At 61.7% G+C, this 22,282-nt stretch carries 36 protein-coding genes, 3 pseudogenes and 1 other annotated feature; of the genes and pseudogenes, 26 read left to right on the top strand and 13 right to left on the bottom strand.

The features are described 5' to 3' along the window. Positions 1–135: 135 nt before the first annotated feature. On the bottom strand, positions 136–591 hold the full coding sequence (locus tag ACXJ16_RS22540) for an insulinase family protein (protein WP_463922087.1): 456 nt from the start codon (positions 589–591) through the stop codon (positions 136–138). On the opposite strand from ACXJ16_RS22540, the gene ACXJ16_RS22535 reads away from it, so the two are divergent. Further along, a protein-coding gene (locus tag ACXJ16_RS22535; RefSeq protein WP_463922085.1) for an IS3 family transposase occupies positions 523–1,751 on the top strand; the annotation gives its coding sequence in 2 pieces (ribosomal slippage) (positions 523–811 and positions 811–1,751; 1,230 coding nt in all). The genes ACXJ16_RS22540 and ACXJ16_RS22535 overlap by 69 nt on opposite strands. Further along, positions 804–920, top strand: a sequence feature (AL1L pseudoknot). It overlaps the preceding gene by 117 nt. 41 nt (positions 1,752–1,792) lie before the next feature. On the opposite strand, the pseudogene ACXJ16_RS22530 reads toward ACXJ16_RS22535, so the two are convergent. Further along, positions 1,793–2,710: pseudogene (locus ACXJ16_RS22530) on the bottom strand (M16 family metallopeptidase); the annotation flags it as partial. Between the two features lie 317 nt (positions 2,711–3,027). Between ACXJ16_RS22530 and ACXJ16_RS22525 the strand changes: the two are divergent. Then, on the top strand, positions 3,028–3,267 hold the full coding sequence (locus ACXJ16_RS22525) for a hypothetical protein (RefSeq protein WP_463922083.1): 240 nt from the start codon (positions 3,028–3,030) through the stop codon (positions 3,265–3,267). A gap of 723 nt (positions 3,268–3,990) precedes the next feature. Then, on the top strand, positions 3,991–4,557 hold the full coding sequence (locus ACXJ16_RS22520; RefSeq protein ID WP_463922081.1) for an RNA polymerase sigma factor: 567 nt from the start codon (positions 3,991–3,993) through the stop codon (positions 4,555–4,557). A gap of 84 nt (positions 4,558–4,641) precedes the next feature. Here ACXJ16_RS22520 and ACXJ16_RS22515 read toward each other — a convergent pair whose 3' ends face one another. Genes ACXJ16_RS22515 through ACXJ16_RS22500 form a run of 4 tightly spaced genes read right to left on the bottom strand, consistent with a single transcriptional unit; the run spans position 4,642 to position 6,796 of the window. Then, complete coding sequence (locus ACXJ16_RS22515) at positions 4,642–5,652, bottom strand: tyrosine-type recombinase/integrase (protein WP_463922079.1); 1,011 nt, start codon at positions 5,650–5,652, stop codon at positions 4,642–4,644. Then, on the bottom strand, positions 5,636–6,121 hold the full coding sequence (locus tag ACXJ16_RS22510) for a hypothetical protein (protein ID WP_463922077.1): 486 nt from the start codon (positions 6,119–6,121) through the stop codon (positions 5,636–5,638). The genes ACXJ16_RS22515 and ACXJ16_RS22510 overlap by 17 nt, the downstream gene beginning before the upstream one ends. Further along, a complete protein-coding gene (locus tag ACXJ16_RS22505; RefSeq protein WP_463922075.1) occupies positions 6,118–6,546 on the bottom strand; it encodes a hypothetical protein in 429 nt (142 codons plus the stop codon). Before ACXJ16_RS22505 ends, ACXJ16_RS22510 begins: the two co-directional genes overlap by 4 nt. Continuing rightward, positions 6,539–6,796, bottom strand: coding sequence for a hypothetical protein (locus ACXJ16_RS22500; protein WP_185999969.1), 258 nt, complete (start codon positions 6,794–6,796; stop codon positions 6,539–6,541). Before ACXJ16_RS22500 ends, ACXJ16_RS22505 begins: the two co-directional genes overlap by 8 nt. Positions 6,797–7,053: 257 nt before the next feature. Between ACXJ16_RS22500 and ACXJ16_RS22495 the strand changes: the two genes are divergently transcribed. Beyond that, the gene (locus ACXJ16_RS22495; RefSeq protein ID WP_324699800.1) at positions 7,054–7,344 is read left to right on the top strand and encodes a hypothetical protein; all 291 of its coding nucleotides are present in this window, start codon (positions 7,054–7,056) and stop codon (positions 7,342–7,344) included. Between the two features lie 112 nt (positions 7,345–7,456). Here the strand turns inward: ACXJ16_RS22495 and ACXJ16_RS22490 are convergent, their stop codons facing one another. From ACXJ16_RS22490 to ACXJ16_RS22480, 3 genes are read right to left on the bottom strand one after another with little or no spacing between them, the layout of a single operon-like run. After that, positions 7,457–7,810 carry a recombination protein NinB gene (locus ACXJ16_RS22490; protein WP_324699799.1) on the bottom strand — a complete coding sequence of 118 codons (354 nt, stop codon included), beginning with the start codon at positions 7,808–7,810 and terminating at the stop codon, positions 7,457–7,459. Between the two features lie 48 nt (positions 7,811–7,858). Beyond that, entirely contained in the window at positions 7,859–8,011 is a 153-nt protein-coding gene (locus ACXJ16_RS22485) for a hypothetical protein (protein ID WP_185999966.1), read from the bottom strand. 14 nt (positions 8,012–8,025) lie between these two features. Then, positions 8,026–8,472, bottom strand: a complete 447-nt coding sequence (locus ACXJ16_RS22480; protein ID WP_463922072.1) for a hypothetical protein — start codon at positions 8,470–8,472, stop codon at positions 8,026–8,028. A gap of 289 nt (positions 8,473–8,761) precedes the next feature. On the opposite strand from ACXJ16_RS22480, the gene ACXJ16_RS22475 reads away from it, so the two are divergent. From ACXJ16_RS22475 to ACXJ16_RS22445, 7 genes and pseudogenes are all read left to right on the top strand, one after another. Continuing rightward, entirely contained in the window at positions 8,762–9,208 is a 447-nt protein-coding gene (locus ACXJ16_RS22475; RefSeq protein ID WP_463922070.1) for a hypothetical protein, read from the top strand. Continuing rightward, positions 9,208–9,408: a hypothetical protein gene (locus ACXJ16_RS22470; RefSeq protein ID WP_463922068.1), complete on the top strand. Its 201-nt coding sequence runs from the start codon at positions 9,208–9,210 to the stop codon at positions 9,406–9,408. Before ACXJ16_RS22475 ends, ACXJ16_RS22470 begins: the two co-directional genes overlap by 1 nt. 22 nt (positions 9,409–9,430) lie before the next feature. Further along, a pseudogene (locus tag ACXJ16_RS22465) lies at positions 9,431–9,556 on the top strand (GapR family DNA-binding domain-containing protein); the annotation flags it as partial. 34 nt (positions 9,557–9,590) lie between these two features. After that, positions 9,591–10,787, top strand: coding sequence for an anti-CBASS protein Acb1 family protein (locus ACXJ16_RS22460; protein WP_324699950.1), 1,197 nt, complete (start codon positions 9,591–9,593; stop codon positions 10,785–10,787). 284 nt (positions 10,788–11,071) lie between these two features. Further along, positions 11,072–11,344, top strand: coding sequence for a hypothetical protein (locus ACXJ16_RS22455; protein WP_185999963.1), 273 nt, complete (start codon positions 11,072–11,074; stop codon positions 11,342–11,344). Positions 11,345–11,488: 144 nt separating this feature from the next. After that, positions 11,489–11,680 carry a putative phage head morphogenesis protein gene (locus tag ACXJ16_RS22450; protein ID WP_463922066.1) on the top strand — a complete coding sequence of 64 codons (192 nt, stop codon included), beginning with the start codon at positions 11,489–11,491 and terminating at the stop codon, positions 11,678–11,680. A 78-nt stretch (positions 11,681–11,758) separates the two neighbouring features. Beyond that, a complete protein-coding gene (locus ACXJ16_RS22445; protein WP_324699797.1) occupies positions 11,759–12,298 on the top strand; it encodes a lipocalin family protein in 540 nt (179 codons plus the stop codon). A 102-nt stretch (positions 12,299–12,400) separates the two neighbouring features. Here ACXJ16_RS22445 and ACXJ16_RS22440 read toward each other — a convergent pair whose 3' ends face one another. Beyond that, the gene (locus ACXJ16_RS22440) at positions 12,401–12,700 is read right to left on the bottom strand and encodes a 4-fold beta flower protein (protein ID WP_463922064.1); all 300 of its coding nucleotides are present in this window, start codon (positions 12,698–12,700) and stop codon (positions 12,401–12,403) included. Between the two features lie 223 nt (positions 12,701–12,923). On the opposite strand from ACXJ16_RS22440, the pseudogene ACXJ16_RS22435 reads away from it, so the two are divergent. The 14 genes and pseudogenes from ACXJ16_RS22435 to ACXJ16_RS22370 all read left to right on the top strand — a co-directional run. Then, positions 12,924–13,310 (top strand): annotated as a pseudogene (locus ACXJ16_RS22435) (DUF2213 domain-containing protein); the annotation flags it as partial. A 616-nt stretch (positions 13,311–13,926) separates the two neighbouring features. Further along, on the top strand, positions 13,927–14,274 hold the full coding sequence (locus tag ACXJ16_RS22430) for a head decoration protein (protein ID WP_463922062.1): 348 nt from the start codon (positions 13,927–13,929) through the stop codon (positions 14,272–14,274). Then, on the top strand, positions 14,231–14,806 hold the full coding sequence (locus tag ACXJ16_RS22425) for a major capsid protein (protein ID WP_463922061.1): 576 nt from the start codon (positions 14,231–14,233) through the stop codon (positions 14,804–14,806). Before ACXJ16_RS22430 ends, ACXJ16_RS22425 begins: the two co-directional genes overlap by 44 nt. Next, positions 14,767–15,177: a major capsid protein gene (locus tag ACXJ16_RS22420; protein ID WP_463922060.1), complete on the top strand. Its 411-nt coding sequence runs from the start codon at positions 14,767–14,769 to the stop codon at positions 15,175–15,177. Before ACXJ16_RS22425 ends, ACXJ16_RS22420 begins: the two co-directional genes overlap by 40 nt. Positions 15,178–15,180: 3 nt before the next feature. Beyond that, on the top strand, positions 15,181–15,489 hold the full coding sequence (locus ACXJ16_RS22415) for a hypothetical protein (protein WP_463922058.1): 309 nt from the start codon (positions 15,181–15,183) through the stop codon (positions 15,487–15,489). A 471-nt stretch (positions 15,490–15,960) separates the two neighbouring features. Further along, complete coding sequence (locus ACXJ16_RS22410) at positions 15,961–16,356, top strand: DUF4054 domain-containing protein (RefSeq protein ID WP_463922057.1); 396 nt, start codon at positions 15,961–15,963, stop codon at positions 16,354–16,356. Further along, complete coding sequence (locus ACXJ16_RS22405; protein ID WP_185999957.1) at positions 16,356–16,733, top strand: hypothetical protein; 378 nt, start codon at positions 16,356–16,358, stop codon at positions 16,731–16,733. The genes ACXJ16_RS22410 and ACXJ16_RS22405 overlap by 1 nt, the downstream gene beginning before the upstream one ends. Continuing rightward, the gene (locus ACXJ16_RS22400; RefSeq protein WP_185999956.1) at positions 16,726–17,157 is read left to right on the top strand and encodes an HK97-gp10 family putative phage morphogenesis protein; all 432 of its coding nucleotides are present in this window, start codon (positions 16,726–16,728) and stop codon (positions 17,155–17,157) included. Before ACXJ16_RS22405 ends, ACXJ16_RS22400 begins: the two co-directional genes overlap by 8 nt. After that, positions 17,157–17,336 (top strand): hypothetical protein, encoded by a 180-nt coding sequence (locus ACXJ16_RS22395; RefSeq protein ID WP_185999955.1) that lies wholly within the window; start codon positions 17,157–17,159, stop codon positions 17,334–17,336. The genes ACXJ16_RS22400 and ACXJ16_RS22395 overlap by 1 nt, the downstream gene beginning before the upstream one ends. After that, positions 17,308–17,754, top strand: coding sequence for a tail completion protein gp17 (gp17, locus tag ACXJ16_RS22390; protein WP_185999954.1), 447 nt, complete (start codon positions 17,308–17,310; stop codon positions 17,752–17,754). Before ACXJ16_RS22395 ends, gp17 begins: the two co-directional genes overlap by 29 nt. 80 nt (positions 17,755–17,834) lie before the next feature. Next, positions 17,835–18,236, top strand: a complete 402-nt coding sequence (gene uraH, locus ACXJ16_RS22385) for a hydroxyisourate hydrolase (protein WP_324699788.1) — start codon at positions 17,835–17,837, stop codon at positions 18,234–18,236. Positions 18,237–18,292: 56 nt separating this feature from the next. Continuing rightward, complete coding sequence (locus ACXJ16_RS22380) at positions 18,293–18,538, top strand: hypothetical protein (protein WP_324699787.1); 246 nt, start codon at positions 18,293–18,295, stop codon at positions 18,536–18,538. A 39-nt stretch (positions 18,539–18,577) separates the two neighbouring features. Continuing rightward, positions 18,578–19,030 (top strand): hypothetical protein, encoded by a 453-nt coding sequence (locus ACXJ16_RS22375; RefSeq protein ID WP_324699786.1) that lies wholly within the window; start codon positions 18,578–18,580, stop codon positions 19,028–19,030. After that, positions 19,030–19,479: a GTA-gp10 family protein gene (locus ACXJ16_RS22370; protein ID WP_463922055.1), complete on the top strand. Its 450-nt coding sequence runs from the start codon at positions 19,030–19,032 to the stop codon at positions 19,477–19,479. Before ACXJ16_RS22375 ends, ACXJ16_RS22370 begins: the two co-directional genes overlap by 1 nt. A 479-nt stretch (positions 19,480–19,958) precedes the next feature. On the opposite strand, the gene ACXJ16_RS22365 is transcribed toward ACXJ16_RS22370, so the two are convergent. From ACXJ16_RS22365 to ACXJ16_RS22355, 3 genes are read right to left on the bottom strand one after another with little or no spacing between them, the layout of a single operon-like run. Further along, on the bottom strand, positions 19,959–20,300 hold the full coding sequence (locus tag ACXJ16_RS22365; RefSeq protein ID WP_463922053.1) for a hypothetical protein: 342 nt from the start codon (positions 20,298–20,300) through the stop codon (positions 19,959–19,961). Positions 20,301–20,325: 25 nt separating this feature from the next. Then, the gene (locus tag ACXJ16_RS22360) at positions 20,326–20,829 is read right to left on the bottom strand and encodes a hypothetical protein (protein WP_463922052.1); all 504 of its coding nucleotides are present in this window, start codon (positions 20,827–20,829) and stop codon (positions 20,326–20,328) included. Continuing rightward, the gene (locus tag ACXJ16_RS22355; RefSeq protein ID WP_454798512.1) at positions 20,826–21,260 is read right to left on the bottom strand and encodes a hypothetical protein; all 435 of its coding nucleotides are present in this window, start codon (positions 21,258–21,260) and stop codon (positions 20,826–20,828) included. The genes ACXJ16_RS22360 and ACXJ16_RS22355 overlap by 4 nt, the downstream gene beginning before the upstream one ends. 355 nt (positions 21,261–21,615) lie before the next feature. On the opposite strand from ACXJ16_RS22355, the gene ACXJ16_RS22350 reads away from it, so the two are divergent. Further along, positions 21,616–22,275, top strand: a complete 660-nt coding sequence (locus ACXJ16_RS22350; protein WP_443478379.1) for a helix-turn-helix domain-containing protein — start codon at positions 21,616–21,618, stop codon at positions 22,273–22,275. Positions 22,276–22,282: the final 7 nt, after the last annotated feature.

Below are 22,282 nucleotides of genomic sequence, written 5' to 3'. Positions count from 1 at the left end.
TTGAGAGTGGTGGCGCCGCGTCGCGGTGACCCCGGTTAGGAAAATGACGGTTTGCATCGCCCATACCCTCCGGACCTGGAGGAGAATGTGGAATGACTGGACCAAAATCGGGGAGCATGGACGCCCTGTCCATGGTCAATCCGGGCGCAGCCGCCGTTGATATCGGCTCGACCATGCACATGGCAGCCTGATGCTGACGATCAGGTCTGTCGCCGCGCGGCGCACTTCGTCGGGCCTTGGGCCGTGGGCGAGGAATTCGGCCATGATCGCATCGAGGCGGGCGGTTACTGCCGCCGGGTTCACACCGGGGCGGACCATCACGCGAATGTCGAACATACCCGCATGGGCATTGCCGGCGGTGACGCTGGCCGCCAGCTTTTCCTGCCGCACCAGCGCTTTGGCAAGGCGCGAACTGGCAAGGTTGCCGAGGACGCCTGCGGCAATGTCCAGAGCCGGGGAATCGGGGCTGTGAACCGCGCCGGGATTGCCGGAGGCCCTAACTCCTGAGAGGAAGGGTCTACGATGAGCAAGACGACGAACAAGTTTGCCCCTGAGGTTCGGCAGCGGGCGATCCGGATGGTACTGGATCACGAGGGCGATTACTCCTCTCGCTGGGCTGCGATCACATCGGTTGCCGAGAAGATTGGGTGTTCCGGGCACACGCTGCTGGAATGGGTGAAGAAATCCGAGGTGGACAGCGGCAAGCGCGGAGGCGTGCCGACGGAGACCGCCGAGAAACTCAAAGCATTGGAGCGTGAAGTCCGCGAACTGCGGCAGGCCAACGAGATACTGCGCAAGGCGTCGGCATATTTTGCCCAGGCGGAGCTCGACCGCCCGTTCAAACGATGATCGCCTTTATCGACGATCATCGCGATGCCTATGGGGTCGAGCCGATCTGCCGGGTTCTGCCGATCGCCCCATCCACCTACCACGAGCGCCTTACCAAGCGGCGAGACCCGGCTTTGCAATCTGCTCGTGCCCGGAGGGATGAAGAGCTGAAGCCCGAAGTCCTGCGGGTCTTTGCCGAGAACTTCGGTGTTTACGGTGTGCGCAAGGTATGGCGGCAGATGAAGCGCGAGGGCTTCGATGTCGCGCGCTGCACTGTGCAGCGGTTGATGCGAGATCTTGGTCTGCAAGGGGTGATCCGCGGCAAGCCGGTTCGCACCACGATCGCGGACAAGGCGGCGCCATGCCCGCTCGATCAGGTCAACCGCCAGTTCCATGCTCCGGCACCAAACATGCTATGGGTCTCCGACTTCACCTATGTCGCGACCTGGGCGGGGTTCGTCTACGTCGCCTTCGTGATCGACGTCTACGCTCGCTATATCGTGGGCTGGCGTGTCAGCCGGACAGCGCACGCCAGCTTCGTGCTGGATGCGCTGGAGCAGGCTATCCACGACCGACAGCCCGTTCATCGCGGCGGCCTAGTCCATCACAGCGACCGCGGATCGCAATACGTGTCCATCAAGTACACCGAACGTCTCGCTGAAGCCGGCATCGAGCCATCCGTCGGCAGCGTCGGCGACAGCTACGACAACGCTTTAGCCGAGATGATCAACGGTCTTTACAAGGCCGAGGTGATCCATCGTCGAGGCCCTTGGCGCTCGTTCGAAGCCGTCGAATACGCTACCTTGGAATGGGTCGATTGGTTCAACAACAGGCGCCTGCTGGAGCCGATCGGAAACATTCCGCCCGTCGAAGCCGAGCAACGTTACTACGCTATGCTGGACGACGTCCCGCTGGCTGCCTAATTTAAGAAAACTGGCCTCCGGCAATCCCGGCGCGGTTCACTGTCCATGCCCGGAACCGGCCAACTGCGATCGATCATCACGGTCGCCACGCGGTCGGTCATGGTCTCGGTGACGGCTTTGGCCAGCGGCGTGACGGGCGCGGTCGTGGCCTTTGCCTGAGGCCCGCGTGCAATCGCGCCGAAGTACTTGTCCACCAGTGGGCGGGCGGCAGCGGCATCCATATCGCCGGACAGCACGAGCACGGCATTGTTGGGGCCATAATGATCGTGGAACCACGCCTTGACGTCGGCGAGGCTGGCGCGGTCGAGATCCTTCATCGATCCGATGGGATCGTGGGCATAAGGATGACCTTGAGGGTACAGAGCCGCCACCTGACTGTACGAGACAAGCCCATAGGGCTGGTTGTCGCGCTGGCGCTTCTCGTTCTGGACCACGCCGCGCTGCACATCGAGCACGTGCTGTGTGACGGCGCCGAGCAGCCAGCCCATGCGGTCGCTCTCAAGGTAGAGCGTGCGCTCCAGCGCGTCAGTCGGTACCGTTTCGTAATAGTTGGTTCGGTCGAAATAGGTGGTGCCGTTGTAATCGGTGGCGCCCATCGCTTTGAGCGGGGCGAAGAAGTCTCCCGGCACGTTTTCCGTGCCGTTGAACATCAGGTGTTCGAAGAGGTGGGCGAAACCGGTCTTGCCCGCCGGTTCGCTGGTCGATCCGACATCGTACCACACGCCGACCGCGACCACCGGAGTGCGCCGGTCGGTATGGACGACGACGCGCAGGCCGTTGTTCAGCGTGAAGGTTTCGAACGGAATGTCGAGCGGCGCGATCAGGGCGTGCAGCGGGGCGATTGCGGAGGCCGGTGTCAGCGTTGGGGACGGGGGCGCAGATGGAGCTGCTGCCACTGCCATTGCGTGCACGCTAAGGATGGCCGTCGTGACGGCGGAGAGTAGAAACCTGGTCTTCATGGCCGATAATCTTTCCGAAAGCGGATGCGGGGAGGGGGCTCCGCGCAGCGGTCAGTCGAGTATGTCTTGGCTCACTTGGCTTGCACCAGTCTTGCAGCGCAGACTCATCAGCAGATCGGTTACGCTTGTTTCCCGCTCGTAACAGGGATCGCCCATAGCGGCGCACGACCTGACCCTAGGGGAGAGATGGAATGCACAGCGCAACAAGCCCGGCTAGTGCCCATCACTGGGCGCGTCCCGACCTTGATCTGGCGTGCCGCAGCGGGAATGGTCGGTATGGCGTCACCGCGGGTGGGCTTACTGTTCGGCCGACGGGGGTGAACAAGGATGCCAATTTGACGGGAATCTGGATGACTTGTTCAAGGGGGGATGGCAATGCCTGTTCCTGCCATCTTGCCCTGCCGGCGCGGCAAGCGAGGTTTAGCGAATTCGTCTATTCCGGCGTGCACTCGGTTTTCATGGCCTTGAGTGGCTGCACGCCGGAAGCGCTGCTTAAAAACAAGGTTGAGGGCAAGGCTGCGCTCGCGATGAGCCGGGCTGCTGCTGGTTTAGAGTAGAGGCCGGTGACTATCCGGGGGCGCTATCTTCGGTAGCGGCGACCACAACCTCGCACCCGCGCAGTTGGCGATGGGCCGAGCATCGCGCCCGCGAGACAGACGTGCCAGCATGGGTGCAGGGGCCAAAAAAGGCCGGCTGGGAAAGTATTTGGGAGAGGATGCCTGAAAGGCACCCGCCATATGTGGCGACAGGTCCCATTAGACAATCAAGCAATTTGCAATCTCGGTTGCCTGTTTTGCTTGCGTTTCAGGAAACCGGCGAATGCGTGAGATAACGGCTGCGGGCGAAGCGCAATCGATTGACCGCTCGCAGTGGAAGTGGTCTGTGCGAATGCGGCGATAATCCTTCGGGAATGTGCGCGCTGACCGCTCGCATAGGTCCGTGGATCGGGATCTGATCCGTATCTGCATCTCTACTGTTATTGCCGGCGATGCGGATTGCTTCGAGGAACGCCCTATTCTGAAATAGACTTATTTTAAAATATCAATCAATGGGTTAACATCTACTCCGAATCCCGATTTCCGTAGGTCGATGCCGGCGGGTGGCAGTATTTTAATCATGAAGGAGTGCTCTGTTCGGTTTGGCTTAAGGGCCGGTTATTCGGGAGTCTGGTGATGGTCGGACTCGTTATCTTCAAATATGCATCGGCGGCCCTCAGGCATGGGGCATTCCCAATGCCGTGATGAGCCCGCCGGATGCTCTGTCCATGGGGCTGGCGCGAGATGATCGAGGATCCCCCCGATCCGAATAATTCCAACGCTGCGCGCAAGCATGATGCGTCTCCCGATGAAGAACCCAACGAGGTTCTCGAGCGCACATTCCTTACCATGTATCGCGAATTGCTTCCCTATCTCGAAAATGCGCTCGGCTCGAGTGACGCAGCGCTGGACGCGCTGCAGGATACCTCGGAAAAACTGGCACGTCGGCCGGCGATCGATACAGTTCGCGATCCGCGGTCCTACCTTCGCAGAATGGCGCTCAACTTTGGACGCAATCGACGCAAGGCGGGAGCCCGTTTCCTGTCTGTTCAGCAAGCCTGGCTGGAGGGCATCGTCGATCCTGCTCCCGATCCCGAAATGAGAGCGGCCGCTCGTCAGGATCTTGCGATTGTCCTGGACGCGCTTGCGGAATTGCCTGGCCGGCAGCGCGCGATCTTTTTCGACAAGTGGAGAGACGGCCTCGCGCTTGGCGAGATCGCAAAACTGCGGGGTTTGCATCGTCGGACTGTCGAGAAGGAACTGAAGCGCGCCACCGATCATCTTCGCCTCAGGGTGGGCAGGATGACGTAACCCTTCGGCTCCATGAATAGGAGGGTTAAATGAAAATGGCGGAATTCCGGGTTTTTTTGGGTGTTTTCCGAGTGGTTTGCGGATTCACGATCTGTTTCCTCGCTCCAATTTGATGATGGCCGCCTCCGACAAAACGCCCTGATCGACCTGCTTGGCATAGTGCATTACCATTTCGACGCTCTGCCCCGTGATGGCCTGTACCTCAGGGATGGTGCATCCGGCGCGCAAGAGGCTGTTGACCGCGTTCTTGCGGAGACCGTGCGGCACAACAGAATGCCCAAGCTTTGCAGCGAACCCCTTCAGGAGGTTCCGCAGGAAGTCAGCGCCCACCGGCTTGCCGGTTGCATGGCTGATGATCGTCATTCCAAGGCGCGGCGCCTGATCGAGTTCAGCAATCAGATCGCGGTGCATGCGGATGATCATAGGTTTGGCCGTCTTCTGCTGGGTCATCACGACATTGCCGCCGCGGATGTCTGACCAGCGCAGCTTGAGAACGTCGCCTAGGCGCTGGCCGGTGAAATTGAGCAGATGGACAGACAGACGGATCATAGCTTCGTCCGCCGCCAATGCAGCGGTGAGTAGATCGTCGGGCCATGGCTCGTGCTCGCCTGTCTTCGCCTGCCGGATATCCTTGATCGGGTTCGCTTCGGTCATGTCGCGCGAGCGGGCGTAGCGGAAAAGAACACCCAGCATGGCCACGAACAGGTTTCTGGAGGCTGGCCCTGGAATTTCATCAAGCACGTCGTAGACTCTCTTGCGGGTCACGTCCTCCAGGGGGAACTCCCCAAATTCTGCCAGGACCTTCTTCAGGGTGATTCGGTACACCTTCTTGGTGCCCTCTGACCGATCCTTGAAGTCGTCGCTGTTCTGGTAGAGTTCCGCCACGCTGGCGATCGTGGGGACATTGGCCATGCGCTTGGTTCGCGCGCCGAGGAATGACGAATAGCTATCGTAGAATCCGACCGTGCCATACGGCGGGAGCGGCAATCGAATTGGCTCACCGTTGGATTTCTTTCTCCCCGTGTCGAAGTAGGCGTAGATCTTCCCCTTCGACCGGGTGAATTTCACGTATTTCAGTTTAGGCAGCCTTACCACGCCTGCGCTCCTCGAAACGAGCGATGTGGTCGGTGACCAGTTCGCCGGAAATGATGGCCAAAGCCTTATCGAGCGCGTCACGGCGCCAGTGGGGCTTCCCGCCGAACATGATCCCCTCAGGGATGCGACCGGCAGCGATTTCGCCCTCGAATGCGGTCTCGCCCACATCGAGGTATTCCATCGCGGTCTTTCGGCCCATCATTGCAGGCCAGCGGGCGATGCTATGGGGGGGCATGCCACCTCCCCAATCATCCGCCCCTGAACACAGCGCACCACATCCCCCCACCGACTGCCATCCGCGTGCGGTCTTGTCGCACACATGGATTCCGAGGGTGTTCTCGATATCGAGAGCAATGGAGTCGCGCTCTACGTCGGTGAGGTGGAGTTTTTCGAAGGTGGAATCGTCTTTGACAGGGTGCAGGGTGTAGGGCTGCACGATCTGGGTGACCTGTGTGGCGAGGGTCTTCATGCCGGGTCTCCGGGGATATTCTGATCTGCCGGGCTGCCAGTTTCATGAGACCAGAACTGCCGGTAATCGCAGGCTGGGCAGCGCCAACCTCGCGTCGTCGGGTAAAGCTGGCCCGGCTCCTCGCCAGCTTCCTCTGCATGGAAGGTGTGCGCGTAATCCGAGCGTTCACCGCCGCAGGTATACGGGTGCAAGGTCCCGTCTTCCTGACGGGCTACCAGCGCTGCAACCTGCTCTTCCGTCCAGATAACCGGATACTGCATTTCCAGCGCAGCATCAGCCTCGTCGAGCAGCGAGCCGTCGATGCAGCAGGGCAACTCTTCCATGCCGTCTGCCTGATAGCAAGCGTCGAGGAGGTTTTTCAGCGCCTGACGGAGCGCGACGAGCTCCACGGCTTCCGGCGTATGCTCAGTGCGGGTGTTAGGCATTGGATACCTCCAGCTTGCGGATGTCGATGCCAGCAGCAGCCATGCGCTCGTTGTATTCGGCGACGGTCGGCTCTTCCCGATGATCACGATAATGGGGCTTGTGGGCTTGGCAGCTCTGGCCCGGCTGCAAGCGCTTGGGCTGAGCGCGTGGGAGCTTCTCCACGCACACAGGGCATGGCAGGCCGAATACCTTTCGCTCGGCTTGCTTGATTGCCTTCATGTCGCGGAAGCCGTCGATCATGTCGCCCATGCTCACCCCTCCTCGATCTGAGAGGGGGCGGCGCTTGATACCTCCGATGCGCGCTGCATGCCCGGCTGGGTCACCGGCGACAGATCGCCATGTTCGACGAGGCTGCCGAAAACACAGCCGCGTGAAGCTATGACAATTTTGTAATCGGTCAACGCTATTAATCGATGATAATAATCGCTTAACTCTATCCCGCCTATCCTAACGAAAAATAGCCGCGGTCGCCAATGTGCACAAATGTTCCCACATTCGGAGAGACAATGACTATGGTTACGGAAATGACGCCTCGGATAGAAAATTTGGAACGAGCTGCGCTTGAATTTGAGGGCGCACAGTTCGCCATCAGCCACATCTTGGCCAACCTGCTTTCGCGACTTGATCGGCACGAGGCGGAGGACTGTCTGCGCGAACTGCAGGACATGGGACGTGCACATGCTCTGGAACTGGGCGAACACAGGCTGACCGGCTACCTTGACGAACTGGAAGCAATGAAGGTCGCTGCCAATTCTGTGAGAAAGGTGACGCCGCCCTCGCTTCGGGCAGTTAGCTGAAAGGGCGAGCGCCCCAGATGCATTGAAGTGGCTCATGCCGTTACCTCCATGGCATGAGCGCGTCCCACGCCGCCGTCTGTCGGGTCAACGCGCAGTTCTAGGTGGTGGGGTTTCATGCGGCGTGCCTTTCAGCGGGTTCGCTCCATTCGACACCGTGCTCGGCGCCGAAGGCGTACAGACTTTCGATCATGTCGCTCATCTCAGCGACGGTGAGGCGGGAGGAACGGAAGCCGGTGTTCACGACACCATCGCCGTCGAGCGAGGGGACCCAGTTCGCCTGGTGGCCCATCGCGTCGAGGAACAGGCACTTCCATATTTCAGGCTTGAGGTTGCGGCCCATCGGCTTTGCCCGGCTGATGTCGGACAGCATGGCGTGCAGCAGGTCGGCGACATGTGTGTCGATCGCGACGCGACCGTCTACCTTCGGCGCCGGGGTTTCTTCGGGCGGATGGTTTCCGCCGATCACCGCGCGCGGATTGGCGTCATCGCCACCGGCCAGAACCTTCGCCTCGGCCTAGGCCGTCAGGCGGTCGACATGCTCCTGGAGTGCATCGATCTCAACTTTCCGCTCCGGCTCGCTGCGGATCAGCTTGTTAAGCGCGTTCTTCGCGTAGGAGAGCGGCATCGAGGCGATCTCTTTGTCGCCCTTGCTCGACTTGTACATCATGGTTCGGTCGCCTCTCAGTAAGGGATTTCGTCGTCGGCAATGTCGTTGCCGGTGGCTGTGCGGTTGGCTTCGGCCTTCGCCGCTTCGGCAAGGCGCTGTTCGAGGCGGTCGATCACCTCGTTGTACTGGCAGCTGTTGAGGTCGCGCAGATCCTTGACCCGATAATGATCGGTCAGGGTGTCGACGGCGGTCTTCGTGGCGCGGAGCAAGCTGTTCAGCTTTTCCAGCGCGTCAGCAGGCATCCGATCGGGAGCGCTCTGCCGGGCGTCCGTCTGCGGCTTGCCGGTTTCCTCAGCATGATCGCCGTCGTCACCGTGAAGGTCGCCCTTGTGCCAAAGGTCCAGGGCGGCGCCGAAGCGCATGGCGGCATTGCGGAGCGCATCGCCGATGGCTTCCTTGATCGCGTTGCCGCCCTGCTTGCCGTCGGCGTCGCCGTAGCACAGGCGGGTCACACCCAGCACGGTCAGCCTGATCCAGAGGCCACCGTTGCGGTCCAGCGCCGGGAGGCCATCCTGCCCGAACGCAACCGGCTCTCAGAACCACTCCGGGTCCGTGTCGAGCAGCCGATGCGTCAAAGCGGCGTGCCCGACGTACCGATTTGGTGTTTGCTGGGCTCGTACCCGTCCCAACCGTCGCCCGCCCGGCGACTATCCTGCCCGCCCGGTCTGAAGCCCACACCCCCCTCCAAGGCCGGGCGAGTCTTCCCATCGATTTGAACCACTTCGCTCATGAGCGTGAGGTAATCTGACCGTGAACCGCACATCCACCCCCACCCGCCCTGTCTTTTCCGCGTCGTCTGTTCGGGACAAGATTTCCGAGACTCTTGCTTCCATCAAGGAAGAGGACGGCCTGACCTATGCCGACATGGGCCGGGTTATCGGCAAGAGCGGTGACCGAGCCGAGGCCTACTGCAACGGCGACTTCTCCGACATGTCGGGTTTTTCGCTGCTCGCTGCATGGCGGGAGTGGAATGGCCGCTCCATCGGTCCGATCCGCGATCTCGTCGAGGGCAGCCGCCCGGGCGCCCACTGCGATTACGCTGGCCAGTCCGCCATCCTGAAAGCCGCTCTCGCGCTGTCGGTTGCCCTGGAAGACGGCGTTGTCGACCACGAGGAAGTGCGCGCCAACCGCAGCACCCTTGAACTCGCCCGCGACGCGATCGAGGCTCAGCTCGCGAAGCTGCGCCCGGCGGCTTGATGTCCGGCCCTGCCAGCCTCGACGATCACGAAACCCTCGTGCGCTTAGCTGAAAAACGCGTCCACCGCGCGAAGGCGAAGATCGCCGCCGAACAGGCTGAGCTGGCCGCCGCACAACTCTCTCTCTCTCTCTCTCTCTCGATTCCGCCGCCGCCGGCCGGTCTGCCTGGATTGCTGATCGCGCCCGCGACGAACCCCTGATGCTTTGAAAGGACCATCTACCATGGCCGAAACCACCGATGATCGCCTCCGCCTCCTGATTGAGCGGATCGAGCGCCTTGAGGAAGAAAAGAAGGGCGTCGGCGATGACGTGAAGGACGTTTACGCAGAGGGCAAGGCCGTCGGATACCCGTTCCGACGAGACGCAGGCGTGGTTCGCCGCCCTGGCCCGCAAGGCCAAGCTCCTGCGCATCGGTATCCCCGACCTCGACAGCCGAGACCCGGAGCAACTGAACAAGCGCATCGAGGTCATAGCGCTGGGCGAGAGCAGCCTCAACGCCACGGTCTATCGCTGTTCGGGAGGCCAAGACGACGCGGGCGAGACGATCACCGACTATCAGGTAACCTGGACAGGCATCCCGGCGATGATGGATGCCTTCGACCAGCGCGTCTCCGCCGTGTCCGACATCCCTTTCACGCGCCTTATAGGCCGCTCCCCCGCTGGCATGAACGCCACCGGCCAGCACGACATGGACAACTGGAACAAGGCGGTCGTCTCTGGTCAAAAGCTGGAGACCCGGCCTTGTCTTGAGCAGCTGGACCCGTTCCTGATGCGCTCGGCAGGCGCAGATCCGGCCAAGGTGACATGGAAGTTCGCCCCGCTCTCGGTCCCGACCGAGAAGGAAGAGGCGGACACCTTCAACGTCACCATGGACGCGGTGACCAAGCTACAGGCCACCGGCGCGATTCCCGACGAGGCATTCGCGAAGGGCCTCCAGAACTTGATGACCGAGCGAGAGTATATCCCCGGTCTCGATCAGGCGCTCGCCGAGATCCCCGAAAACGAGAGGTTCGGGTTGACCCCGGACGACGACGGGACTGACCCGTCTGCCATTCAGGCCGAAGGAGGTGATCCCAATCTAGCCGGCGGCGGGGGTTCCGCGCCCTCCCGCCGTGCTACCGCAGATGGGGGTGTGCCGACCGGCGGGCTCCCTTTTGAAGACTCAAATTCGAACCGATATCCGGCGGGATCTCGCCGGGGTGGGCAGTTCGCCCCCAAAAACATCGGCGGTTTCACCTCTGCGCTTCCTACTGTCCCGATCCTCAATGCAGCCCTCATCAAGCAGCAGACTGGGATGGAAGTGGGCCATTTGCTGCGAGAGGCCAGTCCCGACGGCCTGAACCACGCTTCCAAGTTCTCGAAGGGCGGCCGCACTCCGCCAAGCAAGTCGGTGCTGAAGAGCTACGCGACGCACGCCGCAAACGCGCACTTAATCCGTTCACAGGGCCAGCGAGGCCACGGCGCCGGCCTGCGCATCCGCTCGGACTTCTCGATTGGTAGCCGCGATTACACGCTGATCGAGCGCGTAGGCGAACGATCCGGGAAGCTGGCGTTGGTTACGATGTGGGAAAATGTCTAGGACCGCCCCGGCTGATGCAAAGCCCCAGCCACTGCGCCTGAACGTGGAGCGATCCTGTCCTCGGTATAGCCCAGGAGGTGCGCCGGTTCAATAAAATACGACCTCGCCACCATCATTCGCCGTGCAAACCCCGGCATCCGCCGCAAGAGCATCGTCCTGCGAGATATTGCGCCCCCGGCCGTGCTGGCAACGAACTTGCATAGGTCTGTGTATAAACCTGTGGCGGATGCGTGGACAGCCAGTGCAGATCGCATCGCGATGCTTACGCGCGCACCGTCGCGGAGATGACCACTGACGCCCCGGCAGACGTGAAGGCCGAGATCGATGGCGCTGCAGAGCAGGTGAACCGGCTGCTCCTGCTGCTGACGCCGGAACTGCGCGGCTGGGCACTGAAGGTGGAGCGCTGGCAACGTGGCAAATGGCGCGGCGCGGTCCTGTCGGCCACCGGCGTCGATCTTGAGACGATTATCGGTGCTGGCGACATGCGCGCCACGCTCGAAACCACGATCGGGTGGAACACGGACCTGGTGCGCAATGTGTCCGACCAGACACGCTAGCGCATCAGCAGCGCCGTGTTCGATGGCCCGCTGAGCCGGACGCCCGCGCGCGATGTGGCCAAGTCGATCAGCGAGGCCACGGCGCTTGGCCGGGGCCGGTCGATTCGCATTGCCTCGGACTAGCTGAACAAGCTCACGTCATCGATGGCCGACGAGCGCCGCCGGGAAGCGGGCATTGATACGTGGATCTGGCGGCATAGTCGAAAGGCCCACCCGCGCGCGGATCACCAGGCGCGGGATGGGAAGGAATACACCGATGACACAGCGCCGCAGGATTTGCCGGGAAGGCTTCCTTATTGCGGCTGCAGATCCCAGGCGGTCATCAAGTTCGCTTAGACAATGGTGTCCGTCTTGCGATTATTGAAACCGATTCCGCTCCTGTCGCTTATCAGGCGTGAGAACACAGGAGCTTTCATGCGAAAGACAACGATCGCCATCGCGGTAGCAGGGACCACACTCTTGCTCGGGGCCTGCGCTGCCATCCCTCGGCCGGGACCAGTAGGGAACAATGCAGTTCCCCCACCAGCCAAGCCGGTTGATGTGAGCCGCTACATAGGCCGCTGGTACGAGCAGTACCGCTACGAAGCCTCGTTCCAGAAGGATATGGAAGGCGTCAATGCGAATTACTCGCTCAATGACGACGGCACTTTGAAGGTCGTCAACCGCGGCCTTCGCAAGGGGAAATGGAAGGAATCCATAGGTAAGGCCAAGATTGTGGACGCTGCGACAAACGCAAAGCTGAAGGTGTCGTTCTTCGGACCATTCTTCGGCAATTACTGGGTCCTGGATCATGGCGATGATTACGAATGGTCGATCGTCGGAGAACCATCGGGCCGGTACCTCTGGGTGCTCACTCGTGACGCCCGCCCCAGTGCTGAACTGCTTTCGAGCCTAGAGTCGCGGGTGAAGGCACTGGGATACGACTGGTCGCTGGTCCGTCGGACGCAGCAGTAAGTCGCGACCAGGCACGCGCCGATGCGAGGGCACCGCAGAATCTGCCGGGGCGGCTGCCCTGCTGCGCGTGCCGGTCGCAGGCTGTCGTGAAGTTCGATTAGCTCACCAAGCGTCTTGATAACCAATCCGCGGCATCTGCGGCAACTTTGGCAGGGGCTGTAGGGGCGGCAGTGGCGGAATAGGCGGAATTCGGGGGAGGCGGGGGAGGCGGGGAAGACGTGGCATGGCCGAGGTCTGGCGCTGGATGTAAGCGTCATTGACCAATTGCCCGAGATAATGTCCGTCGCTTCCCCAGGCATCATTGCCTTCGAGGTAGCCGCGGTAATTCCCTCGCTCGTCGAATATGTTCACGCCGCTGGTGTATCCATCATAAGTACCGTCCCACCGAAATAGATGTGCCATAATAAATCCTCCGATACGTTTTCATTCTGAATAATAACACTTGTGGAGTCGCGTTCCAGATCGTCACCGCTTCATACTGGCACACTTCGAGCGCGGTAAAGTCGACCTAAGGCTCATCCTACCGTCCCGGCTATGCAATTTCAGGACAGCCTCACCCTTGACGCACCCCGCCGGATCGAAGGCGGCGCCATGGCGCGTTCGCGCACGCGCGGCGCGCACTGGCGTGTATCAGTACGGCCGCTCCGAGGTAGATCCGGACAACAAGCACGGCCTGCGCGACACCGCGCTAGTCAACGTGCTCCGCAACGACGGCACCGTCTTCGACGAGAAGTCCGTCCGCAGCTTCATCGGCAAGCCGGTCACCGACGATCACCCCGCCGCCCCCGTCACGACCGAGAACTGGCGCGATCACGCGCGCGGCACGATCATGGGCGCGATCCGCGACGGCGATTACCTCGCTTTCGACCTGCTGCTGACAGACGCCGAGGCCATTGCCAAGGTCGAGAGCGGCAAGCGCGAGCTGAGCAACGGCTACAGCAGCGACCTCGAATTCGGCGACTTCACTGCAGCGGACGGCACTAAGTGCCAAGCCCGGCAGAAGTCCATTACCGGCAATCACGTTGCGCTCGTCGATCGCGGCCGCGCCGGTTCCGAATGCGCCATCAAGGACGTGTTCGCCATCTGCGACACCCTTCCCACCAACCTTCTCGATTCACTCACTCAGGAGAGCCCTGTGCCGAAGATCGTTCTCATCGACGGGCTTTCCGTCGACGTGTCGAACGCGGACATCGCCGCTACGACCATCACCACCCTCATGACCGCCCGTGACACTGCCAACGGCAAGGTCGCGAGTCTCGAAACCCAGGTCGCCACCCTCACCGCCGAGGGCCAGACCAAGGACGCGAAGATCACCACGCTTGAGCAGGAGGTGAAGGACGCGAAGCCGACCCCCGCCCAGCTGCGCGACGCGGGCAAGGCGCTGCTCATCACCGCTGGCAAGGCCAAGGCCCTGGGCGTCACCGTCTCCGACGATATGGATGAAGCCGCGATCATGTCGTCCACCGTCTCGAAGCAGATGGGCGATGCCGCCAAGGGCTGGACCGCCGACCAGATCGCCGCCTCGTTCGCGGTCCTGACGAAGGACGCGAAGGTCGAGGACAACGGTGTTCAGTCGCTGGGCCGAGGGCATCCACACCGCTGGATTCCTGATTTCGGAGGCGCAGGGCATGTATCGCTCGCGCGACCAGGTTACGGTCGCGGGCGGCGCAGCCCCCGGCCTCTTCGCTGGCACGCTGCTCGGCAAGCTGACCGCCGGCGGGAATTTCGTCCGCCATGCACCCGGTGCATCGGATGGCTCGCAGACTGTGGCGGGCATCCTTTTCGAGGGCGTCGTCGGCACGGCCAAGCGCACCATCGTCTCGCGCGATGCGCAGGTGGTGGGGGCTCACCTCACCTATTCAGCGGGCGCTGACGCCGCAGCCATCGCAATCGCCAACGCGGCCCTCGACGCGCTCGGCATCATTCGACAAGATGGACTTCAACCCGCAGCTTCTCGGGCAGCTTGGCCTGTTTGACGCAATGCCTGTCAACACCCGCGACATCTGGGTTGATCGCCGGGGCGCGACTCTCGCACTCATCCCCTCGTCGCCGGTCGGCGCGCCGCCCGCCGAACTGGTACGCGACAATCGCGATGCCGTGCCGCTCAAGACCACGCGCCTCGCCAAGGGGTTCACGATCTACGCGGAAGAGGTTCAGGGCATCCGCGCCTTCGGATCGCAGACGGAACTTCAGTCGGTTCAGGGCGAGTACCTGCGCCGGATGTCCCGCGTCCGCAATGATATGGAACTGACCCACGAGTTCCACCGCCTCGGCGCGCTGCAAGGCCTGCTGCTTGACGCTGACGGCACCACCGTCATCTATAACTATTACACGGCCTTCGGTGTGGCCCAGCCTGCTGCAATCAGCTTCGCACTGAACGTCGACACGACCGACGTGCGCGGCAAGTGCGCGCAGCTTATCCGCTTGATGAAGCGGGCATCGAAGGGCGCCTTCACCCCGGCGACAAGGTGCATGCTCTGGTCGGCGATGCGTTCTACGACGCGCTGATCAACCACCCGCAGGTGCGCGAAACCTACCTGAACTGGTCGGCCGCCGCTGACCTCCGCGGCAACATCAGCTTCGGCGACTTCGAGTACGGCGGCATCACCTGCCACAACTACCAGGGCACCGACGACAATTCGACCATCGCTGTCGGCGTGGACAATGCTATCTTCTTCCCCGTCGGCGCGCACGACGTGTTCAAGAAGGCGATGGCCCCCGCCGAGTTCGGACCCTACGTCAACACGCCTGGTCAGGACATCTACGCCCTGAACATCCCGGACCTCCAGCGCGCAGCATGGTCGCGCGGCGAACTCTACAGCTACCCGCTGTCCTTCAACCAGCGGCCCGATCTCATCGCCCGTGGCACGAGGACCTGAGGCATGAAGTACAAAGTGACCAACAACGACTTCCGCGCGAATGCCTTCCAAACTCCCGATGGGGTTAAGCTGCTGGAGCCTGGCGATACAGCCACGATCCACGTTTCCCAGCCCATCGGCGAAGTCGAGGGGCTGAAGGCCAAATTGCTCGACGACGAGGGCTACGAGGATGTGGACGCGCCGGACATTTCGAAGATGACGATGGCGGAACTCAAGGTCTTCGCTGAAACGAACGGCATCGACTTGGGCGAGGCGACCAAGAAGGACGACATCCTCGCCGCCATCGAATTGGCGAACGAGCCTAAGCTCTGATCCTATTGCTTTCGTCAAACGATGGGGCCGCCTCGCATTGTCGCGGCGGCCCTTTTCCTTGAAACGCAGGATTGAGGGTCGCCTAAACGATTGCCCCTCCAGAAAGTTCCCGAGAATCGACCGGGAATGATTGTTCGAGGATGGGACGATGAAACCGCTTGTCATCCACTGCTGTTTAGCGCAGCAATACATGGCGACCCGAAGGGATGAGCGAAAGCGAAATCTCAAAAAAAACTACCCGGCCTATTTTTTAGGCCGGGTATTTTTTTGGTATATCGCAATCTGCCAGAAGTGTGCACAAATACACGCCTGTTACAATGTTTTCGTATAAAATCGTTATCATCGGTTCTATATTGGACGCATACCCCGTCGGGTCGCACCAAGGGGGCGCCGGTGAGTGTCTGGGCACCACCGGCGCTTGCTCCATGCTGATTGCGGTAATTTCCCCGATCCTTCCCGGCGTTTTGCAGTATGGCTTACGCTCGCCTCCCGCTCGCCCAATTCCAAGCAACCTACCCGGCGTTCTCCACGCTGACCGCAGAGCCTTACGCCGCCTGGGCAACCAAGGCCGAGGCGCGCGTCGGCGAGAACTACGGCTACGAGCAGCAGGATGCGACCGAGCTACTGACCGCCCACCTGCTCGCGCTCAACGGCGTGGGCCTGGCCCCTGGAACAGGGACGCTCGCTGCGACCGGCGCGACCAGCTTCAAGAGCGGCACTTTCAGCGCGACCCTGTCTGACAGCGTCGTCGCTCAGCACGCCAAGGGTGGATATCAGGCGACCCCATACGGCCAGCAGTTCGCCGAGATCCAGCGTCGCCTGTTCGGTGGCCCGCGCTTGGTCGGCTTCACCGGGTTGCCCTGCTGATGAACCTGCCCGCAGCCTTCGCAGAGATCGGCCTTGGCTTCTCGTCGCTGATCGGTGGGCCATACTGGCCTGCGCGCGTGATCGAGCAGATTGCCCCGGTCTACGGTGACGGCGGTTCGATCGTTATGCCGGGCGGTGTCTCCTATCGAGCCTGCCAAGCGCAGATCGACACGGCCACCCAGCGCATGCGCGAGGCCGAGGGTTACGTGGAAACAGACGCCGCTTTCATCGTCCTCACCGACACGCTGGAGGGCACCTTGAACACCGAGGCGCGGATCCAGATCACTGAAGGCCCTCATGCTGGCATCTGGTCGGTCGAACTGATCGAGCGGGACACTGCCGCTGCCGGATGGGTCGGACGCGGCCGCCGTGCCTAAGTCTCGGCTCATAGGCGCCAAGGCCCACGCAAACCGCCTCAAGAAGCTATCAGGGGAGAAGATGGTCCGCGAGGTCGGAAAGGCCCTGTTTGCCGCCGGTGAAATGATCCAGGTCGAGGCGCAAATCAGCATCACCGCCGGAGCGGTCAGCGGCAAGAAGCACGTACCTTCGGCGCCCGGTCAGGCACCGAACAACGACACCGGGACGCTGGCCGGGAGCATCGAGAAAAACCAGACGGCCCCGCTTGTCGTCGAAGTCAGCAGCCACGCGCCCTACGCGGATGATCTGGAGTTCGGCACATCGAAAATGGCCGCCCGGCCGTACATGGCCCCTGCCCGTGACGCTAAAAGGAAAGAGGTCGAACAGCTCGTTCGCCGCGCCGTCGATAAGGTCGTGCGCCAGAGCAAGTCAGGAGATTCTTAATGCAGACGGTGACCTTCGCTCGTGAGTTCCGGCACCCGCTGGGGAACAACCGCGAGGCGCGCTATCCGCCCAACGTCGAGATCGAGGTGACGGATGCCGTTGTCACCGCCGCCAGGAAGGCCGGCGCATTGAAGAAGGAGGAAAAACCGCGTGCCAAGCGACCTGCTGCGACCGGCTGAGCGCGCCGCCGTCATCAGCCTGAAGGCAAATGCCGCGCTGCTGGACATAGTGGCAAAGACATCGATCGATCCCGTCGCCGAAGCGCCGGAATGGCCGTTTGTCCGCCTAGACGGAACGCAGTCGATCCCGGCTGGGCGCGGCTGCACTGCCCGCGCCGAGGTCAGCTTCATGCTTCACAGCTTCGCCAAGCCCCGATTCGTCGATGCCAACCCGGCCGGCGCAATGATCGAGACGGCAAAAGACCACGCCGCGCGGCTGAATAGCGCAGTCGTAGAGGCAATCCACAACCACGCCGTCACCGTCAGCTCTCGGCGCTATCGCTTCACTGTCCGCTCGTCCCGCCTGATGCGCGACGGGGCGGAAGCAGACGCTTGGCACAGGATCGCATTCATCGTGGCGAAGGCATACCTAGGTTAACGGCTCCCGCTCAAGAGGAGGAACCATTACATCGTCTAGATGCTCGTTCCTGTCCTTAACCAAATGACCAAGGCCCCTTCATGACGAAACTAAAGTACGCAGCTGCCTTCACGTTCGCCGCTTTGTCGCCAAACATAGCGCACGCTTCGGAGATCTCGACCCATGTCCTCGATCTAGCGCGGGGCGTCGGGGGCGCCGGGGTGCCTGTTGTACTCTACAAGTCCGAGGGCGGTGGCAAATGGTCAGAGGCCGGGCGCGCGCAGACCGATGAAAACGGTCGAGTGCGCAGCTTTGGTGCCTCTGCCGATCACGCCCCGGGTGTCTACAAGCTCCAGTTTGATATGTCCAAATACCCAGGCGTCGGCGCAGAACCGTTCTTCCCTGAGATAGACCTCGTCTTCCGGGTTACCGATGCCCAAGGACACTACCACGTACCGGTGGTGGTAAGCCCGTTTGGGTACTCAACATACCGCGGCAACTAAGGACTTTATGGGCAGGTGCCTTGCGGCACCCCTTTCTGCTGGTATGATGATTGGCGATGGACGCCCCTCTCGCCGAGTGCATGCTGCGCGCCTTCCTCACGCAGATGATCCGCACAGAGGCGGTGGACCCCGAAGACATTTCGGAAGCGGCCGACCGCCTCGACCGCGAGGGTGATGAGGAAGCGGCGCATGCGCTGCGCTGCCTTATCGTCCAAGCCTCGGCGCCGGAACTTTCTGATTGGAACGCCGACCGCGCCCGCGCTCGGATCCACGCCATTGACGGCGGTAAGGCCGAAGACTGAAGCGTTCTACCCTCCGGCAAGCCATGCTGGAGATTGCCCGTGTCCGAGCCGAATAGCGCCGACTTCGCCCTCATCAAGATCAAGACTGCTGACGGCCCGCCGGTGGTGATGACGCTGCTGTGCGGCATCGAGGGTGTGAATATCAACCGCACCGCCCAGACCAGCGAGCGCTATCGCCGCGACTGCGCCAAACCTAACCGCCCCGGCACCCGAAAGCTGCGGGTCACCGGCTCCTCGTGGCAGGTTACCGGTTCCGGCAATGACAACATCGACCTCGAAACCGAATGGACCGACGCTTTCGGCGTGCGCAAGGTCTACGAGGTCGAACTGTACAAGGACGACGGCACCGACGGTGGCGAGCTGATGGGCACCTATGGCGGCACCGCGATCCTGACGACCCGCAACCAGGCTTATGCGCAAGACGGCGACAGCGGCACGACCGAGGTTACCCTTGAAGGCGAAGGCCTGTTGACCTGGACCGTCGCGCCGTAATGCCGGACACTCGGGTCGAACTCGATTTTGCTGATGGCCGTTACTCGTTCTGGCTTGCCCTGCCTCATGTGATCGAGCTGGAGCGGAAATGCGGCGGGAAGTCGGTGTTCGCCATGTACGATGCGATGGGCGCCGGGCTCGGCACGGCCGGCGACGATCCCGTATATTTGGGCGTCGGCACCGCAATGGTGACCGAGATCCGCGAAACGATTCGGCTCGGGCTCATCGGCGGAAACTCCGGCTTCATCGACGGGGCTGAAATTGAAATCGGGCCCAACGGAGCGCGCAATCTCGTCGATGCATACACCTTCCCGGCGCGCCCGCTGATCGAAGGTCTCCATATTGCCTGGACCATCCTTCATGCGGCGATCGTCGGCATCGACCTAAAAAAAGCGGACGGCGCTGGGGAGAAGCCGCCGGCCCCCAACCACTTCAAAAAGGTCAGCTGATAGCCAACTGTGGCGGAATGCATCTCAATTGGGAGCGCCTGTCACTCTCAGGCTATTTCGAGGGAGAGCGATGCTCGCGAGGGCGGACCAGGCAGCCTAGCTTTTCGGCCTCAGCCAATCTCTTTTCCAAATGCCCCGCTTTTCACGTCGGACCGCTCGCCTGCATTGCAAGCAATGGCTGTGATAGTGGGTGCCATCCCATTGAACTTGATCTTTGGCAACGGCGTGCCTGTTGAACAGGCAGCGAAGCGGCTGCGGCACTAACGTCATAATACGCCCCCCCGGGTTTCTCATAAGGAGAAGCCCCATTAAAACGCGTTAACCCATGTATTCCAAATGAACGGGACCTGTTATCGCCAGCAGATTATCACTTTGAACGCACACAGATGCGGCGATTCCCCCAAGGGCCTGTCCTCCCCCGATAGGTCCCTTGGTACCAAAGGCCGTCCTGCAGCATGCAGGGCGGCCTTACTGCTCCATTAGCAGCGTGTGCGACTGACTACCCGCCGCCATTCATGATCGGGTGGCGTGGGCAGGCAGACATCGGGTTTCTGCGGCCGTTCTAGATCGAAGCGGATCGGCCGAACTCGCTTCTTTGCGGCGCTCGATTTTTCCCTGGATGCACATACCCTGCACCAGAAGCGAGCCTTGGCGGCCGAGAACGCGCCGTCCCATCGGTAACGCTCGAAATGATACCAGAGGCCCCACGGATCGAAGGAACAGCGGTACCCGCATTTGCACACGGGAACCACCGCACAGCAGAACAGGGCGGCTTCCTTGATCGATGACGGCTCGTGGTATCCGTCCTTGTTGTAGCGCATGGCCGGTAACGCCTTGGCTCGCTGGTCAGTAGCTCAGCCAGTCGAGTTCAGTTTCCTCGACGGCCTCGAATATATCGCCATCGGCGCCGCAGTTGCTAAGCCGCTTTCGAACCGCTTCGGGATCGCCATCGAGGGGGAACTGGCGATCCGCCCGGGCGGCCTTCACGAGGTTCGCCAGCAAACCCGTAGCCTCGGTCTGGCGGACGAGCCATCGGCCGAAGGCGCCGCGCTCGGCCGGTGGCAGCGTCCTGCCGCTTTCACGCAGGCGCGGGTCGGGCGGGGCCGGGGTGAACGCGCGGTAATCGGCGCCGGCAAAATGCCCCTTGCCGTCCAGCAGGCGGGTGATTTCTCGGCGAAGATCTTCGGGCGTGCTTTTCTGGATATCCGTCATGAAGGCACCTGTCTCACTCGGCGGCTTCTGACAGCAGATGCTGCCAGGGTTATGGCAGCGAATGAACATGCCATCGCTCGGCGCATAGTCCCGCAGCCGCTCGACAAGATCGCTCTGGGTGGTCTCAGGCATGGTCATCGCGAATAACTCCCATGGTGGCCGCGCTCACCATACTTGGCGCGACGAGTAGCCCATGCTTGGGCGCGGACCTCGGATATCGGCCGGGGAGGCGGCGCCTTGACCTCGAAAACATAGTGCCCACCTCGGCGCCAGCTCAGCATGTGCTGCCTTAGATCCACGCGCCGCTCGATAAGCCGGATGATGCTTTCGCCCCCCGACCATCCCGACGTGCTGAACTCGATCAGCAGGACAGCTTCACCAAAGCTGTTCTTGCCCTTCCGGACGCGGCAGGAGCAGCACATGTGCTCGGCCGCGCGGGGCAGTTCCCGGAGCAGCCATTCCCCCGCCTTGGCCATGTCCAGCTTTGGTGAAGTGACTGCGCCCCACTCGACGAAATCCTCGTCCACTGGGTAGCATTCGTCATACTCGATTTCTGGCCAACGGCTCATACCGCCGCCTCCGAAACATCGATCGCGAACACGGCTGAGCGGGAAACGCGGTTTGAACCAGCAGGCCTAACTGCTGGGCGCAATTCGCCGCAGTTTTCCGTTCGGTTCGCCACTTTCCCGCAGAAAACCGCCAAAGCCGATGAAAGGCTAATTCCTGTCTGGAAATTTTTTCGCCACGAAGGCCGCAATCCGCGACCTGCAGTTGTCTCTAATCGGGTATTACTGGACTTCCTCCGTTGTGGGGCGCGGCACTAGCCGCATCCGGCCGGTGGTGGTCGCGAAGCGTGACATCGTCTCACGGTGGGAAGATTGACGCTTGCAACCCTCGGGAGGTCGCCGTGGCGACTGAGAACGTGTGAAAGCGCGCCGAAAAGGCGGTGCGCCTGACGCTTTGGCTCATGCCAGTTCCGGACCAAACTCACCGGTGCGCGGCGTAAGAGCAAATGGTCCGCCAGCAGTTCGCCCGTCATCCCACGGCTTGGCTTCGGATAGTTTGCTCGCAAGGAGCACGGTCGATGGCGTTCGCTCTTCTCGTGCTGGCTCATCCGTATACCCGAAAGACGCATATTCATCGGCCGAGGCGGCAAGCGCCCCGCTGGCGGCGCTGTGCCAGGGCCAGCACGTCACGCAAAAGGAAAGCCGCGGTCCAAGGCTGGCCTGCTGGCAAGTGAATGCTTCGCTCTGTCTTCTTAGATCCGGACTCTCGCAGCCGGTATCCATTGTCGCCGTCGCCGACGTATGCCGCCTTTCGCTATGCTATTTCATAAGGGCTTTCACCGAGACGATAGGGACATCGCCCTATGCGTGGCTGCTCGAACGGCGCATCGAGAAATCGTGTACGCTCATGCAGGAGACCACGCTGCCACTCGCGCAAATTGCATTGGAGTGCGGCTTTGGCGACCAAAGTCATCTGACGAAAGCGTTCGCGAAGCGAGTAGGAATGACGCCTGGGCGCTGGCGGCACGCTTCGGAAAGGGCAAGGCAACTGGCGAGCAACCGGGACGGGAGAGCATGACCGATAC

It is taken from the genome of Novosphingobium sp. TK71 (genome assembly GCF_055361505.1).
The sequence above is the reverse complement of the archived record's forward strand: the minus strand, read 5'-3'. Positions and strand labels throughout refer to the sequence as shown.